General features: G+C 63.4%; 19 protein-coding genes and 3 pseudogenes. 15 read left to right on the forward strand and 7 right to left on the reverse strand.

Annotation, left to right across the window (positions count from 1 at the left end; all coding sequences use genetic code 11):
• Positions 1-781: adenylate/guanylate cyclase domain-containing protein (locus AB7O82_RS31765; protein ID WP_428621121.1), on the reverse strand; the 781-nt coding region annotated here is incomplete at its 3' end.
• A gap of 272 nt (positions 782-1,053) precedes the next feature.
• Here AB7O82_RS31765 and AB7O82_RS31770 point away from each other — a divergent pair.
• Both AB7O82_RS31770 and AB7O82_RS31775 read left to right on the forward strand, forming a co-directional pair.
• A complete protein-coding gene (locus AB7O82_RS31770; RefSeq protein WP_428621122.1) occupies positions 1,054-1,257 on the forward strand; it encodes a hypothetical protein in 204 nt (67 codons plus the stop codon).
• A 166-nt stretch (positions 1,258-1,423) separates the two neighbouring features.
• Positions 1,424-1,573, forward strand: a pseudogene (locus tag AB7O82_RS31775) (methyltransferase family protein); the annotation flags it as partial.
• A gap of 230 nt (positions 1,574-1,803) precedes the next feature.
• On the opposite strand, the pseudogene AB7O82_RS31780 reads toward AB7O82_RS31775, so the two are convergent.
• Positions 1,804-1,947: pseudogene (locus AB7O82_RS31780) on the reverse strand (IS66 family transposase); the annotation flags it as partial.
• A gap of 70 nt (positions 1,948-2,017) precedes the next feature.
• On the opposite strand from AB7O82_RS31780, the gene AB7O82_RS31785 reads away from it, so the two are divergent.
• From AB7O82_RS31785 to AB7O82_RS31795, 3 genes are all read left to right on the forward strand, one after another.
• Positions 2,018-2,404, forward strand: coding sequence for a hypothetical protein (locus AB7O82_RS31785; protein WP_428552217.1), 387 nt, complete (start codon positions 2,018-2,020; stop codon positions 2,402-2,404).
• 808 nt (positions 2,405-3,212) lie between these two features.
• Positions 3,213-3,524 carry a hypothetical protein gene (locus AB7O82_RS31790; protein WP_428552214.1) on the forward strand — a complete coding sequence of 104 codons (312 nt, stop codon included), beginning with the start codon at positions 3,213-3,215 and terminating at the stop codon, positions 3,522-3,524.
• 118 nt (positions 3,525-3,642) lie between these two features.
• The gene (locus AB7O82_RS31795) at positions 3,643-4,092 is read left to right on the forward strand and encodes a hypothetical protein (RefSeq protein ID WP_428552211.1); all 450 of its coding nucleotides are present in this window, start codon (positions 3,643-3,645) and stop codon (positions 4,090-4,092) included.
• A gap of 75 nt (positions 4,093-4,167) precedes the next feature.
• Here the strand turns inward: AB7O82_RS31795 and AB7O82_RS31800 are convergent, their stop codons facing one another.
• Positions 4,168-4,317: a hypothetical protein gene (locus tag AB7O82_RS31800; protein WP_428552209.1), complete on the reverse strand. Its 150-nt coding sequence runs from the start codon at positions 4,315-4,317 to the stop codon at positions 4,168-4,170.
• A 25-nt stretch (positions 4,318-4,342) separates the two neighbouring features.
• Between AB7O82_RS31800 and AB7O82_RS31805 the strand changes: the two genes are divergently transcribed.
• The 3 genes from AB7O82_RS31805 to AB7O82_RS31815 all read left to right on the forward strand — a co-directional run bounded on the left by AB7O82_RS31805 (position 4,343) and on the right by AB7O82_RS31815 (position 6,777).
• Entirely contained in the window at positions 4,343-4,651 is a 309-nt protein-coding gene (locus AB7O82_RS31805) for a hypothetical protein (RefSeq protein WP_428552206.1), read from the forward strand.
• A gap of 81 nt (positions 4,652-4,732) precedes the next feature.
• Positions 4,733-5,794: a mandelate racemase/muconate lactonizing enzyme family protein gene (locus tag AB7O82_RS31810; protein WP_428552204.1), complete on the forward strand. Its 1,062-nt coding sequence runs from the start codon at positions 4,733-4,735 to the stop codon at positions 5,792-5,794.
• 530 nt (positions 5,795-6,324) lie between these two features.
• Positions 6,325-6,777, forward strand: coding sequence for a hypothetical protein (locus tag AB7O82_RS31815; protein WP_428621124.1), 453 nt, complete (start codon positions 6,325-6,327; stop codon positions 6,775-6,777).
• 318 nt (positions 6,778-7,095) lie between these two features.
• Here AB7O82_RS31815 and AB7O82_RS31820 read toward each other — a convergent pair.
• The 3 genes and pseudogenes from AB7O82_RS31820 to AB7O82_RS31830 form a co-directional block, all read right to left on the reverse strand.
• Positions 7,096-7,317 (reverse strand): annotated as a pseudogene (locus tag AB7O82_RS31820) (DNA adenine methylase); the annotation flags it as partial.
• A gap of 101 nt (positions 7,318-7,418) precedes the next feature.
• Entirely contained in the window at positions 7,419-7,634 is a 216-nt protein-coding gene (locus tag AB7O82_RS31825) for a cold-shock protein (RefSeq protein ID WP_428552198.1), read from the reverse strand.
• A 119-nt stretch (positions 7,635-7,753) separates the two neighbouring features.
• Entirely contained in the window at positions 7,754-8,065 is a 312-nt protein-coding gene (locus tag AB7O82_RS31830) for a S24 family peptidase (protein WP_428552195.1), read from the reverse strand.
• On the opposite strand from AB7O82_RS31830, the gene AB7O82_RS31835 reads away from it, so the two are divergent.
• The 6 genes from AB7O82_RS31835 (at position 8,046) to AB7O82_RS31860 (ending at position 11,562) form a co-directional block, all read left to right on the forward strand.
• A complete protein-coding gene (locus tag AB7O82_RS31835) occupies positions 8,046-8,675 on the forward strand; it encodes a ribonuclease H-like domain-containing protein (protein ID WP_428552192.1) in 630 nt (209 codons plus the stop codon). The two genes, AB7O82_RS31830 and AB7O82_RS31835, sit on opposite strands and share 20 nt — an antisense overlap.
• A gap of 57 nt (positions 8,676-8,732) precedes the next feature.
• Positions 8,733-8,972 (forward strand): hypothetical protein, encoded by a 240-nt coding sequence (locus AB7O82_RS31840; protein WP_428552189.1) that lies wholly within the window; start codon positions 8,733-8,735, stop codon positions 8,970-8,972.
• Positions 8,969-9,388, forward strand: coding sequence for a thermonuclease family protein (locus AB7O82_RS31845; protein ID WP_428552186.1), 420 nt, complete (start codon positions 8,969-8,971; stop codon positions 9,386-9,388). Before AB7O82_RS31840 ends, AB7O82_RS31845 begins: the two co-directional genes overlap by 4 nt.
• Before the next feature lie 183 nt (positions 9,389-9,571).
• Positions 9,572-9,931: an H-NS family nucleoid-associated regulatory protein gene (locus AB7O82_RS31850; protein WP_428552183.1), complete on the forward strand. Its 360-nt coding sequence runs from the start codon at positions 9,572-9,574 to the stop codon at positions 9,929-9,931.
• 112 nt (positions 9,932-10,043) lie between these two features.
• The gene (locus AB7O82_RS31855) at positions 10,044-10,691 is read left to right on the forward strand and encodes a hypothetical protein (protein ID WP_428552180.1); all 648 of its coding nucleotides are present in this window, start codon (positions 10,044-10,046) and stop codon (positions 10,689-10,691) included.
• Positions 10,692-10,719: 28 nt separating this feature from the next.
• The gene (locus AB7O82_RS31860) at positions 10,720-11,562 is read left to right on the forward strand and encodes a ketopantoate reductase family protein (protein WP_428621126.1); all 843 of its coding nucleotides are present in this window, start codon (positions 10,720-10,722) and stop codon (positions 11,560-11,562) included.
• Positions 11,563-11,570: 8 nt separating this feature from the next.
• Here AB7O82_RS31860 and AB7O82_RS31865 read toward each other — a convergent pair whose 3' ends face one another.
• Complete coding sequence (locus AB7O82_RS31865; RefSeq protein ID WP_428621127.1) at positions 11,571-12,782, reverse strand: ISAzo13 family transposase; 1,212 nt, start codon at positions 12,780-12,782, stop codon at positions 11,571-11,573.
• Positions 12,783-13,058: 276 nt separating this feature from the next.
• On the opposite strand from AB7O82_RS31865, the gene AB7O82_RS31870 reads away from it, so the two are divergent.
• The coding region (locus AB7O82_RS31870; protein ID WP_428621128.1) for a MaoC/PaaZ C-terminal domain-containing protein at positions 13,059-13,294 on the forward strand (236 nt) is incomplete at its 3' end.

Consider the following 13,294-nt stretch of genomic DNA (forward strand, 5'->3'; position numbering starts at 1 on the left):
GCTTGATGTCGACGGCTTTGCCTTTGTAGGTGAAGCTCGAATTGCGCGCGATCACGAACAGCGACTTGAAGCGGGAGAGCGCGGTGATGATCTCCTCCACCATGCCATCGGCAAAATACTCCTGCTCCGGATCGCCACTCATGTTGTGAAACGGCAGCACGGCGATGGACGGCTTGTCGGGCAGGGGGAGCGGGCGGCTTGTGTCCGTAAATGCATTGCGCGCGGCGGGCACTGCAGCCACACGTGCCGCATAGACGCGAATCGGCCGGTCGATGTTCTTCAGCGACCTTTCGCCGAGATCGTCAAAGCCAAAAGACGTCTTGGCACGTACCTGCCGGAAGGCGTCATCCGACAGGAAAACACCGCCGGGCTCACACTCGTTCTCGACACGCGCCGCGACGTTGACGCCGTCGCCGAAGATGTCGTCGCCGTCGATGATGATGTCGCCCACGTTGATGCCGATACGAAGACTGAGATTGCCGGCGCGGGCCGCCATCGCTGCCTGCACCGCCATCGCGCATGTCACCGCATCGACCGCGCTCGCGAACTCTACCAGCATGCCGTCGCCAGTGGTCTTGACGATGCGGCCTTTGTGCTCGGCGATGGCGGGATCGACAAGCTCGCGCCGCAACGTCCTTAGCGCATCCAGCGTGCCGACCTCGTCCGCCGCCATGAGTCGGGAATATCCGGCGACGTCCGCCGCCAGAACAGCCGCCAGCCGCCGTTCCACCCGTTCTGCGCTCACCAAATACCCCAACAAAGGGAAATTCAGCCGCTTCAACAAAGCACGCCATACTGCCGTCGGTCTAGAGCGAATGTCCGAGTTGGGTCAGGCGCGGTTTGACCTCCCGTTCGCCATGTCCAGTGTACCCCCCATGAAGAGACATCCCCGGCGACCGTCGGCGGAGCGATGAAGGGTAGATATCGGCGAGGATAGAACTGGAGGGTCCCGATTCGAATGGGGGACATGGTCGGCGCCGCCATTGGCGATTTCGTCCCAATGGGACATCGCCAAGCGACGTTCGCGAAAAGGCTCGTTCTTTCGAGGTAACCATGATGAAGCAGCTCGCGGTTGCTGTGCGCGCCACTGCCGTTGCCGTGCCCGGTCTCCTGCGTGACCTGGCAGGTCTCAGTGGTGTCGGGCTCGTGGCCTACGGCGCCTGGCTGATTTACCCGCCGGTCGGCTTCATCGTCGGTGGCAGCCTTCTGATCCTCGGCGCCTTGCTACTGGCGCTCGGTCACCGCTCGACCGGCTGATGCCAGGACTGTTCGGGTCGCTGGTCTCGGGCCTGCGACGCGGCGAGGTGAAGGTGGCGGACGCGTCCGCCCTGACGGGGCCTGTTCGGCCAGCCCAACGCGCGCTCCGGCGTGTCTGTCACCGTCGACAGCGCCCTGAAGGTGTCGACGGTGTTCGCCTGAGCTTGCCATAGCCGACCTGCTCGCCGATGGGTCAAAGAGCGCTGAGGCGTTGGCAAGGCAGACCGCGACGCACGTGCCATCGCTCCATCGCTTACTGCGTGCACTTGCGAGCCTAGGCTTGGTCGAGGAGGTGGAGCCCGCCGATTTCGCACTGACGGCATTGGGCGCCCAGTTGCGTACGGCTGTGCCAGGCTCGCTGCGCAACCGCGCTCGTCTGTTCTGCGGAGAGCGGTCGTGGCGATCATGGGGCGAATTGCTCCACAGCGTCCGGACCGGCGAGACGCAGATGCAGCATCTCTATGGAATGGGAAGTTTCGAGTACCTCGCCGCGCATCCGCAACACGCCTCGATTTTCAACGACTCCCAGCTCCACGGGTGGCGACCGGCGCGGCCAACCCAGTCCGTCAAGGTCGAGCGGTCGATCATGACGCCCTGGCGGGCCCACATCTGCGCCTGGCGATAAAGCGGCAGATGGTCGGCATACTTGGCGACCAGCACCTGCGCCACCAGCGCCTCGGTCGGCAGGGCGGAGGTCGAGAACCTGACGCTGGCACTGGGTGCGGGGGACACCTTTGGCATCGGCAACGGGCTGGCCAACGTGCTGTCGGGCAATGAGGGCATCAACACGCTGCTGGGCCTCGAGGGCGCCGACACGGTCGACGGCGGGGCGGGCGCCGACTACCTGCTGGGCGGGGTGGGCGACGATCTCTACCGGGTCGACGACACGTTCGACCTGGTCGACAGCATCATGTTCGGCCGCGGCGGCGCCGAAGGGCCTCCGCGGAAACCGCGAGAAGGCCGTCGTCCATTCGGGTACAAGAAGCGCGTTCGCGGCCGTTTTGGAGGGAACCATGGAAACCCCCGTCGAGATGCTGAGCCTTGCGAATTCCAAGCGTGCCATGGCGGCCCGTGCGCGGAGATGGGCGGATCAGCTTGCGACCTCTATCGATCGGGATCGGCTCTTGCTGCACGCCGATCAACTTGAGGTGGAGGCTGCCGATCTGGAGCGGGAAGCGCGAGCGGCTCGCTGAAGGCGAAGGGCAAGGCGCGGGCCAGCGCTTCCCCTGACGCCGCGCCGCCATCGAGGCCTACGCCAAGAGCAGCGACGTTTCTGTCTCGGAAGCGGCAGCATCGCCTGGTCGTGCTTGCGCCTCAGCGAAGGGGGAAGTCAGGGAAGCCCGCTACTCAGGTTTGAAATCTGATGCACAAGGAAAGGTCTGGGGTGTCCCTGCGGCGACCAGCGTCCTATGTTTCCCAAGGGGGACAGTGGGGCAATGGGTTTCACGATCACGTGGCAGGTGTCGGGCCGCCTTCAAACGATTAAGGTGGCATCAGCGTGGGAGGCTGTAACGGAACTCACCCGGCGTGGTGCATGGAACACTACTGGCTTGAAGATCAAAGCGCCCGAAGTTGGGACCAGCTTGGACGAGTTAGCTGACCTTGCCGCCGGACAGGGGGACGATAGCCAATTGCGGGCCAAGAAGTCGGCCGCAGGCCGCCTAGGCGGCCTTAAGGGTGGCAAAGCTCGCACAGCGGCGATGACGCCTGAGCAACGTAGGGCGGCCGCAGAAAGAGCAGCGCGAGCGCGCTGGGAAAGACCGCGGACAGCCCCGTTAGGCGCTCGAGAGCGCCCGCGCCCGCCCGGGAGGTCTGACAGCCAGCCGAGGGCGAAATCGCTTCCACGAGTAGAAAAATCGGACTAGCTCAAACAGGTTGCCGTCAGAACAGACCGCTACGTCAGGGTCTTGGTAGAGGTTCACGGGACGTCGCGAGCGGTCGCCCGGGAGAGGATCATGACCATGATAGAGCTGCCCGTTGACGCGAAGCGCAGGTTGGTTGCTGGCGCCTTGCAAGTGCTCGACCAACTCGACGCTAAGAACCGCGATCTGGATAGCTGGGAGCGGCACTTCCTCGTACAGGCCATAGGCAACATGGAAGCCGATGCGTTCGCGACAGCGATCCGACAGTTACTGAACTATGCAAAGCAACCATCAGAGCGAGACGCCGCGGCTGTCCAGGCAATCGCCAATCAGCCAAAGGTCGACACCAAGGGCGAGCTTCGGCAAAGGCTTGAAATGGTGAAGGCGCGCCTTGCGTCCGAGTGATATGCCCCAGCGCCATCAACTCGACCTTGCCGTGCGGCCGAAGCCTCGGCAGGCCCGAGCTGCGAGAGGGAGGCCGGTGGCGCGGGGAATTTGATATGCCGCCGGCCTCCCAGGCGATTTGCTCGCGCAGCCGCCGGTTGATCCTGTAGCCCCTCACGGTGACGAAATCGCGGCACCGTGCGGCCCATTCGACGAAGCCGACGCGATTCTCGCTGAAGCGCTGCACGGCGCCGCCGCGGTGGATGCACACCAGGCCGGCCTCGTGCGCGCGCTGGTACGCGACGAAAGTCGAGAGCTTGCCGAACTCGGTGCGGAGCGCCGGGTCGGCGTCGAAGGCGGCCTTGCAGCGCTCGTCGATCGGGACGGACCTGTCGGCCAGGATGCGGACGCCGACAGCGGCGACGGCAGAACCGGGGCGCGGCGGGCCGGCAACGTGGTAGGCGGAATGATATCGGCGCGCGGCGGTGAACATCAGGCCGCCTTGCGCGCCTGTCGCGCGGCCGGCAGCAGCTCGCGCAACCGGCCAAGGCGGCGCGCGGGGGTGTGCGCAGCGGAGCTCGGGAAGTAGCCGTGAAGCGACCACAGCGCCGGCTGCGGCACCGAGACGGGATTCACGCCGCCCAGCAGCTCCGCAAGAAGGTGCTCAGGAAAACGCCCCCTGGAGGTCGGGGCGGCCGCCGCCCTTGAGCGCGGCGTTGAGCAGCCGCATTTCTTCGCGGCCGGCCTCTATCGTGGCGAGCAGCTTGGCGGCGCGCTCGCCGATGTCGTGCAGCTCGGCATAGGGCGGCGACAAGAGCGGATTCCTGCGCCTTCGCCTGTTGGCCGATCGCCTCGACCTCGGCGGCGCGCTCGCGTACCTCAGCGTCGGCGATGCGTTTCTCGAGTTCGCGCTTTGCGGCGTGTCGTCGCTCGATCTCGCGATTGCCGGCTTTGATGTCGATCTCGATCGTCTCAATCTCCGGCTCAGTGCCCCGCAAAAGCAACTCCTGGCGGCGGGCCTCGAGGGTAGCGCGCCCTTTTTCGTGCGCCTATTCTACCGGCGTGCCGAAGCGATTATCCCGCCACCAACTCACACTCTGGCCGGCCGACTCTGTGAGGTGGTCAACGCCTTGGTTCGACGCAGATGATCCCCGGCGGGCCAAACGGTCTGGGCAATGGCGCACGCCTGGGCTGAACGAACTGAGGACGCACGGGAAGAGGAGGCGGTCATGAAGGTCGTCGGACACGACACGTGGGCGGTCCGCATCCCGTACGAAGAACACCGCGCGGCAACGCACATCGTCCTCCGGCTGAACACGGATGAAGGGGCGCAGGGCGTGTCCTACCTGACGGCACTCGTCCCCTGGACCGTCGCGCCAATACGTGCGGCTATCGACGCGCTGATGGAGAAAGTCCACGGCGCCAACCCGATGGCGGTCGAGAGCATCAACGCCGTCCTGCTGGCCAGGGCGGTCCGCCCACAGTTCGACGGCCTTGTTCGGAGCGCCGTCAGCTTGATCGACATTGCGCTCTGGGATCTCAAGGCGAAGGCCTTGTCCCAGCCGCTCTTCCGGCTGTTGGGAGGATCCACCAACAGGGTCCCGACCCACGCCGCGTGGAAACTCTTTCTGCGGTCCCCGGTTGACCTCAAGACGCTGGCCAAGATCGGCCGCGAGCACACGGCACGTGGCTTCCTAGCAATGAAGTTCCACGTGGCCGCCGTGCCGACGAAGGCGGAGGCGGTGGCGGTGACGCGCGTGCTGCGCGAAGCGGTCGGCAACGATGTCGAGTTGTACGTGGACATGAACTGGTCCCGAACCGTGGACAGCGCGATAGCTCTCGGCCGTGAGCTTGCTCCGTTCGACCTCTCATGGATCGAGGATCCGATTCCGCCAAACGACTACGACGGCCTTCGGCAGATCAGTGAAGCCTTGGAAACCCCAATCTGCGCCGGCGAGACCTTCCATCAGGCGCTGGAGTTCCGGAGCCTGCTCGAACGCCGCAGCGTTGAAGTCGTCATGATCGATCTAGAGGTCGGCGGAATTACGCAATGGCTCAAGATGGCCCACCTCATCGAGACATACCGCCTCCCGGTGACCAACCACGTCACGACGGAGGTCTCGGCACACGTCATTGCCGCGGTCAACGGCCTAACCGTTTCTTACCTCCCGTGGGCAGAGCCGCTCTTCAAGGAGGGCCTGCCCGTGCAAGATGGGCAACTCGTCTTGTTTGAGCGGCCGGGGCTAGGTCTGGAACTCGATCCGGCGGCACTGAAGAAGTATGCTCTGTGACGCGCATTACTGTAGTGTTGCGGATTCCAGCGAAAGCCGGACAGGTATTCCGAAGTCAAGCCGGACAGTGATTCCGACGTGAAGGCGGACAGCAAGGCAAACTAGAGCGGTGCCGGTTCCGATCTGAAGCCGGACAACCCGACCACTGTGGATATGGTCGGGATAAGTCGGCCGAAGCGGGCGTGTCCGAAGGTCAGCAGAGACTGCATTCGAGTGTCTCCATGAAGGGGAGCATCGGATGCCGTCGAGGAGAGAGCTGACCATGAGACAGATGCGGCAAGTGCTGCGGCTCCATGCCGAGGGACAGAGCATACGGGCGATCGGTCGGAGTGTCGGGCCGGCCCGCTCGACAGTGCAGGACGCCTTGAGACGGGCAGCGGCGGCGGGTCTGGTGTGGCCACTGCCCGAGGCCGTGACGGACGCGGGTTTGGAAGAGGCGATTGTTCGCGCGCGCGAGCACACGGGCAGGTCAACGGCATCGTGTCGAACCCGATTGGGCGTTGGTAGCACGCGAGCTGAAGCGGCCGGCGATGTCATTGCAGATTTTGTGGGACGAATATCGGGCCAGCCATCCTGACGGTTATGGCTATTCGCGGTTCTGCGACCTGTTCCGCGAGTTTGAGCACCGCCTCTCGCCGGTGATGCGCCAGCATCATGTGGCGGGCGAGAAGGCCTTCGTCGACTATTCCGGCAAGCGCGTGCCGATCGTCGATCCGCGAACCGGCGAGATCGGCGAGGTCGAGCTGTTCGTCGGCGTGCTGGGCGCTTCGAACCTGACCTTCGCCACGCTGACCGCGACGCAAAAGCTGCATGACTGGATCGGCGCGCATGTTCGTCTGTTCGTGTTCCTCGGCGGGGTACCCATCCGACTGCGCCGAGTTCTGCGTCGAGCGCAAGGTCGACGTCGACCGGCTGTTCACCCACCGCTGGTCGCTCGACCAGGCCGCCGAGGCCTACACGCTGTTCGACAGCTCCGGCGCTGAAGCTCAGCACCTCGTGCAGGCGCACCATCGTGTTGGCCGGTACCTTCAGGTACTTCGCATGACCGCCATGGGCATTGTTGCCGTAAACCTTGATCGGCACTTCCTGTGCAGAGCTGCTGCCAGCCCGAGCGGCAATGGCTGCACTGCGCACAGCCCTGGTAGTGGTGCACCATCATGCGATTCGCGATCGAGGCCGTCCGCCGCATCGACGTCCCGTTCGCCATCGAGCGCGAGACCAACGGCAAGCCACCCGAGGAACGACGGCGCGTGCGCCAGCAGCGCAGCCGGCCACGGGTCGAGGTGGCTCACGTCGTTGATTCGGATTTGCGACACGTACTCTTGGAACAGCAGTTCGAGCGCAATGGCGGCGCCGCCCGCATAGGGTTCGATGTATTCGCCGTCATCAAGTCCGTTGTCCCGGATCACCTGCTTGACGTACGCCGCGAGCTTGCCCTTGCCGCCGGGATATCGCAGCGGCGTGAAGTGAACGAGCCTTCTGGGCTCGTCTTCGTCGGCATCCTCACGGCCAGACGCACTCAAAGAGTGGCTGCGCGTGATCCCAAGCCGCCGTCAGATCCCGAGGGACTGGCGTCTGGTATCAATACCACTCGACGCCCGCCAGCCTTCGGGACCGGCGGGCGTCATTTTGAGCGGTCAACGGGCGTGAGGTTCATTGCTAAGTTCCTGCCGCCTTCGGTCGCGATCTCGAAGCTTACTTTCTGGTTTTCCTTGAGGCCGTCCAGGCCCGCACGCTGAACCGCGGTGATATGGACGAAGACGTCCTTGCCGCCGCCATCGGGCTGAATGAAGCCGTAGCCCTTCGTAGCGTTGAACCACTTCACCGTGCCTGTAGCCATGTTCGTCTTTCCGGGTAGAGCGCGAGAATGCGCGGCGGCAAGTGTAGCGGCTTCGGCGATGAAAAACCCGGCCGCTGGTGTTGCCGGCCGGGCCTTCAATGGTTGCGACGCCGCGACGTTCAGACCGGCGTGAACACGCCGACGATGCGGGCGGCGATCGCGATCTCGCCGGGCGCCGCCTCGTATGTCGAGTAGACCCGGTTTTCCTGATAGACCCGCCAATGGCCGGGCCGATCGCCAGGGCTCACGCGCCGACAGACTTCGCCCAGCCCATCGTGGACGAAGTAGAGCCCCTCGCCGGTGAGCCGCCGCGTCGAACGGTCGACCAGCACCAGCGTGCCCGGCGGGTAGGTCAGCAGCATGATGTCGCCCTTGATCTCGGCCACATCGATGCCCGGCGGCAAGCCGCCCTTGCACCGCATCGTCTGCATCGGTGCGCTCTACGCCGAGCGCGACGCCGAGGGGCCGTTCGACGTGCGGGCCATCGGAGCCCGGCACATCGGCGAGAAGGACGAACGGAACCTGGTCGACAGCTTCCTGGACAGCCTGCCAGGCTATGACCGTGGGATGGGGCCAGTCCTGGTGAGCTTCAATGGCGGCGGGTTCGATTTGCCGGTGCTGCGCTATCGAGCCATGGCGCTCGGCGTGACTGCGCCCGCCTTATTCGGCCGATATGGCCGAGACTACTGGTACCGCTACGGGCGCGACCACTTCGATCTTTGCGATCTGGTGTCGGGCTTTGGCGCTTCGTCCAGGCCAAGCCTGAATGAGATGGCGGCCTTGCTCGATGTGCCCTCAAAGCTCCAAGGAATGGAGGGCTCGCAGGTCGAAGCATTCGTTCAGGCTGGTCGGCTCGACGACGTCGCGAGCTACTGTTTGGGCGACGTGATCACAACCTTCCGCCTGCTCCTGCGCTTTGCACTCGTGCGCGGCGAACTAGACGCCCGCACGCTGGGCGAGTCCGAAGCGTCGCTCGACCTGGCTGTCGAGCGTCTGGCCAAGCAACGGCCGATACTCCAAGCGATGCTGCGGAGCGCTTGATCTGACCGGTCACCACCGTCAGAAACGGCCGTTCCGCCTTTCTACATCGGACGATCCATGTCTTACGCCATCATCCGCGACCACAACGGCCGCCGCCACGAGGTCGATTTCGGCGCCGCTCCGATCCGTGTCGAGGTTCATGCCAGTGACGAGACCGTCGAAATCTTCGTCGAGGCGGACGTCGAGACACATCCTGAAAGTCGGCGCCGGTTCGCGATCCTGAGCATCCCTCGTCACCTGTTCAGCGAAGCAACCGGTCAGGCCGCCCAACGGGCGGCGCAGAAGCGGCGCTCATGATTCGACTTGCCATCTGGCTGTTGCTTGTTTTGATCGTTGCGTCGAGTGCGGTCGCGCAGGACCGTATTGTTGGTGTTGCCAGCGTGATAGATGGCGACACCATCGAGATCCATGGCACACGCATTCGCCTGCACGGCATCGACGCGCCGGAAAGCCGGCAAGAATGCACTCGACCAGACGGTGCGACATGGCGATGCGGTCAGCAGGCCGCGCTCGCCCTGTCCCATCACATCGGACGTGCCGTCGTCAGCTGCGAACCGCGCAATCGCGACCGCTATGGCCGTACCGTGGCCGTATGTTCACGGGGCAGCGAGGACCTCAATCGATGGATGGTCGCCAACGGTTGGGCAGTAGCCTTTCGCCGATACTCGTTCGACTATGTCGCCGACGAGGTCGCGCCCGTCTGGCCGGCGTAGGCCTGTGGTCGGGCGCTTTTCAAATGCCGTGGGACTGGCGACAGACACAGCGGAGGTGATGCAACTTTAGGCACCCCTGTTCCAGCGCCTTGAGGATCTGCGCCGTCGGCTTGTTCTGAAGTTGCTTGTTTTCCTGGTTGCGTATATTCGGTGGCCCGGGCCGGCGCATTTGTTCGAATTGATATGCTCGGCGCGCTGCAGCGAGAAGGAGACCTGATGCCCCGTAGAGCGTCCCTGAAATCAATCGAAGCGCAGATCCGAGCGCTCGAGGCCAAAGCCGAGGCGATCAAGCAGGCTGAAAAACCCGGCATCAAGCAGCTCAAGGCTCTTCTGAAGAAGTACAAGCTCACTCGGATCGACATCGATCAGGCTATCGGCAGCCCAGGCAGAAGCCGCACCAACACGCTCAAGGGGAAGAAGGTCCCGCCCAAGTATCGCAATCCGGCCAACCGGGGTGAGACATGGACGGGCCGAGGCCTGAGGCCCAGGTGGATGGTGGCCGCGATGAAGGGCGGCAAGAAGCTCGAGGACTTCGCCATATAGCCTGGGTTCGAACAGGAGCTGTTCGCCCCTTGCTCAATCACGCTCGGCCTACCATCCGTGCCCCACGGCCCGTTCGACCCGCCATGAGAGGCCCGGTTTGGTAGCGCCTGGAATGCTCCAGAACCTGTCCGTGGTTCGCTGGCTCGACGGCATCGAGCCGGCCTGGACCCTGCTCGATCAGAGCAGCTACGAGGCACTGCGCCTGCACTCGCAGCCACCAGGCGGTCCAATTCGACTTGCCTCCGACTTCTCGCCCGACGAGATCGTACACTCGCCCGTGGCGCGGAACACACTGATATTGCTGCATTCGGCGTCAGCCGCTCCGGGACTGAAGATGACGGCGACCGGAAATCTCACCCGCAACGTGGTCGCCGAGATGTGCGATCTTTTTTCCTGGCCGGGCTTCGACAAGACAACAGCCTTTCGCTTTCACAAGGTCATCAACGAGCCCGACTTCCTGCCGCTTCATTTCGTGCGCAGCCTTGCCCAGGCGGCCGGCTTGGTCCGTAGGCACAGGGGGTTCCTCAGTACCAGCCGATCTCGTCATGCTGTTCTGGAAGGCGCCGGCCGGCGCGCCCTTCAGGCAATCCCGTTCCACATGAGAAGCGCGCCGGCTCCTCCGGGTAGCCTTTCCGAACCTCAGCGACGCCAGCGGGCTGCGGCATCCGAAGTTCTGCGGTGTTCGGGAAGACCTGTAACCGGCCATGCCACGGGCGTAGAATCGCCTGCACTACGCACTGAACCAGCGGGGTGCGCATAAGCATTCCCGAGGCGGGAGGAGGCAAGTGATGCGCGTCCTGGTTGTCGGCGCTGGCGCGATTGGCGGCTACTTTGGCGGACGATTGGCTGAGGTCGGGCGAGACGTAAGCTTTTTGGTTCGCCCGACGCGTGCAGAGCACCTCGCTCGGCACGGGCTTCAAATCGTGAGTCAGCACGGAGACGCTTGCGTCCGCGTGCGAACATTGCAGGCGGGCCAAATCAAGGAACTTTACGATGTCGTTCTGATTGCCACAAAAGCCTATGGTCTCGATCAGGCAATCGTTGACTTCGGACCGGCGGTGGGTGACCACACCGTAATTTTGCCCCTGCTAAACGGCATGCGTCACATGGATGTTTTGTCGACCCACTTTGGCCCTCAGCGCCTGCTCGGCGGCTTGTGTAGCATTGCCGCAACCATGGATCGCGAAGGCCGCGTCGTACAATCAACGGTTCCAGTTCACGAAATCGTTATTGGTGAGCTTGGTGGAACCACTGAGCGAGTTGAGCGGATTGCCGAACTATTCAAGGGAGCCAAATGTGATGCGCGCGTAAGCAAGACCATCGTCCTCGATATGTGGGAGAAGTGGACCTGGCTGGCGACCCTCGCAGGGATTACCTGTCTAATGCGTGCGAGCGTAGGCGATATCGTTGCCGCACCGGGTGGGTGCGCGGCCACTCTTGCCCTCTTGGACGAGGTGACAAGGGTTGCCTCGGCCTATGGTTACCAGCCGAGGCATGAATATCTTGCCTACATCCGAAGTTTGCTCACTCGGGAAGGATCACCTCTGACGGCATCAATGTTCCGCGATATCGAGAGAGGTGCTGAAGCAGAAGGCGAGCACGTCTTGGGTGACTTAGGCTCTGACGCGTAATAAACGCCTCAAATGGGTTTGTCGTCGGGTTTGATTGTGTAGTTCCACTCGCCGTGGAAATGGTGACGTTCGATGTTGATCGCAGCCAATTCGGCTTTGGAGACTTTGATGCCGCGCGGATAGCGCGACCGATCGATCGCGCAGGTAACATTGAGGCCTTTCTCGGTTGAGGTGGCAGCGATCAGCTGGACGATGACTTTATGGCTGAGGAGTGGCTTGCCGCGCCAGTTCTGGGTGATGTACGCGAACAAGCGATGCTCGATGCGGTTCCATTTGCTGGTGCCGGGCGGGAAGTGGACGACCGTGAGGGCGAGACCTGTTTGATTGGCGAAGCGTTGCAACTCGCGTTTCCACAGATGAACGCGGGCGCCGTTGCTGCCGCCGCAATCGGCCGTGATCAGGAGACGATCGGCATCGCGAAAGCGGGCCTTGCCGAGCCGCTGCCACCAGCGACGGATGCTCTCGACCGCGAATGCCGCCGTATCGGCGTCGATGCCGATATTGACCCAGCCCTGGTTGGCGGCGATGTCGTAGACCCCGTAGGGCGCGACCTTGCCCAATCGCTTGATTTCGAAGTCGTGAACGCGGACCGGCTCGGGCTCGCCCTTGCGCCGCAACTCTCGACCACCGTTCTTGAAGTCGCCCACCAGCTCCTTTTTCTTGGTGTCGACCGAGATCGCCGGTTGGCCGAGGGCGAGCGCGGCCTTCACCTTGGCATTGATGTACTCGAACTGCGCATTGCGGTCGGGATGTTGCGTGCCCTCCCGGGTCTTGCGGTTGGCCTGACAGCTATAGTCCAGCTCGCGCAGCAGCAGGCCAACCAGCTTCTGGCTCGCCTCGAAGCCGTGCTGGCGCAGCGCCGTGGCGATGTTGCGTTGGCTGCGGCTGACCCAGCGCAGCGGCGACTGCGGATCGCCGCGGATCGCGCCCTCGATCAGTCTCTCGAGCCTCGCCAGGATGCCGGGTTGACGTTCAACCGCTCTCTTGCGGCCACCGCCGCGCCGCCGGATACGTTCCCCCAGCTCGTCGTTGCCAGCCTTCAACTCGGCAATGCCACGATTGATCGTGCTACGCGCGACCCCCGTCGCCGCAGCAACCGCCGTCACCCCGCCGCGGCCAAATGCCAGCGCCTCATTGGCCGCAAACAGTCGACGCCCTCGTTCATCCAGAAAACCCGCGATCCTGCGATAGCGGGTCCGAAGCGCATCAACATCACTCATCGCCACAAGATATCGATACCTCCAATCAGGTGTATCAATATATTGATTCCATTCTTGCGTTCATTCCCTTATTCAGATTCGATTATTTCGCGTCGGGTCCTTAGCGGACCGGGCGCGCTCCGCCGGATTGACAACGCCAGTTCTGGACCTCGCGCGGGCCCATGTGGGTGCGTACACAGCGCGCAGAACGCGGGAGCTGGGGTTGGGCTCAATGGCATAGCCAGCACTGGGCGTCATTCGCGGTCCCAGGAGACGCCCGTTCAGGGAGGTGTCGCTATGAATGTGGTCTACTTTGAGGACCTGAAGGCTGGCGATAGCTGGAAGTCCAGCGAGCACCTCGTCAATGGCGACGAAATGCTGGCGTACAACAAGAAAAATGACCCGTGGCCAATGCACGTTGATCCCGTCGCCGCCGCAAAGACACCTTTCGGCGGGGTCATCGCAAGTGGCGGGTACACCATCTCGCTCATGTATCGTCTAGGCCACGAAATCTACAACTGCGCAGATCGTCA

Source organism: Reyranella sp. (assembly GCF_050185545.1).
Lineage (GTDB): Bacteria > Pseudomonadota > Alphaproteobacteria > Reyranellales > Reyranellaceae > Reyranella.

Bases quoted from the DNA above. Each gene is read 5' to 3' on its own strand.
- AB7O82_RS31770 (WP_428621122.1), top strand. From the start codon at position 1,054: ATGATGAAGCAGCTCGCGGTTGCTGTGCGCGCCACTGCCGTTGCCGTG.
- AB7O82_RS31790 (WP_428552214.1), top strand. From the start codon at position 3,213: ATGACCATGATAGAGCTGCCCGTTGACGCGAAGCGCAGGTTGGTTGCT.
- AB7O82_RS31810 (WP_428552204.1), top strand. From the start codon at position 4,733: ATGAAGGTCGTCGGACACGACACGTGGGCGGTCCGCATCCCGTACGAA.
- AB7O82_RS31815 (WP_428621124.1), top strand. From the start codon at position 6,325: ATGTCATTGCAGATTTTGTGGGACGAATATCGGGCCAGCCATCCTGAC.
- AB7O82_RS31825 (WP_428552198.1), bottom strand. From the start codon at position 7,634: ATGGCTACAGGCACGGTGAAGTGGTTCAACGCTACGAAGGGCTACGGC.
- AB7O82_RS31830 (WP_428552195.1), bottom strand. From the start codon at position 8,065: ATGCAGACGATGCGGTGCAAGGGCGGCTTGCCGCCGGGCATCGATGTG.
- AB7O82_RS31840 (WP_428552189.1), top strand. From the start codon at position 8,733: ATGTCTTACGCCATCATCCGCGACCACAACGGCCGCCGCCACGAGGTC.
- AB7O82_RS31845 (WP_428552186.1), top strand. From the start codon at position 8,969: ATGATTCGACTTGCCATCTGGCTGTTGCTTGTTTTGATCGTTGCGTCG.
- AB7O82_RS31850 (WP_428552183.1), top strand. From the start codon at position 9,572: ATGCTCGGCGCGCTGCAGCGAGAAGGAGACCTGATGCCCCGTAGAGCG.
- AB7O82_RS31855 (WP_428552180.1), top strand. From the start codon at position 10,044: ATGCTCCAGAACCTGTCCGTGGTTCGCTGGCTCGACGGCATCGAGCCG.
- AB7O82_RS31860 (WP_428621126.1), top strand. From the start codon at position 10,720: ATGCGCGTCCTGGTTGTCGGCGCTGGCGCGATTGGCGGCTACTTTGGC.
- AB7O82_RS31865 (WP_428621127.1), bottom strand. From the start codon at position 12,782: ATGAGTGATGTTGATGCGCTTCGGACCCGCTATCGCAGGATCGCGGGT.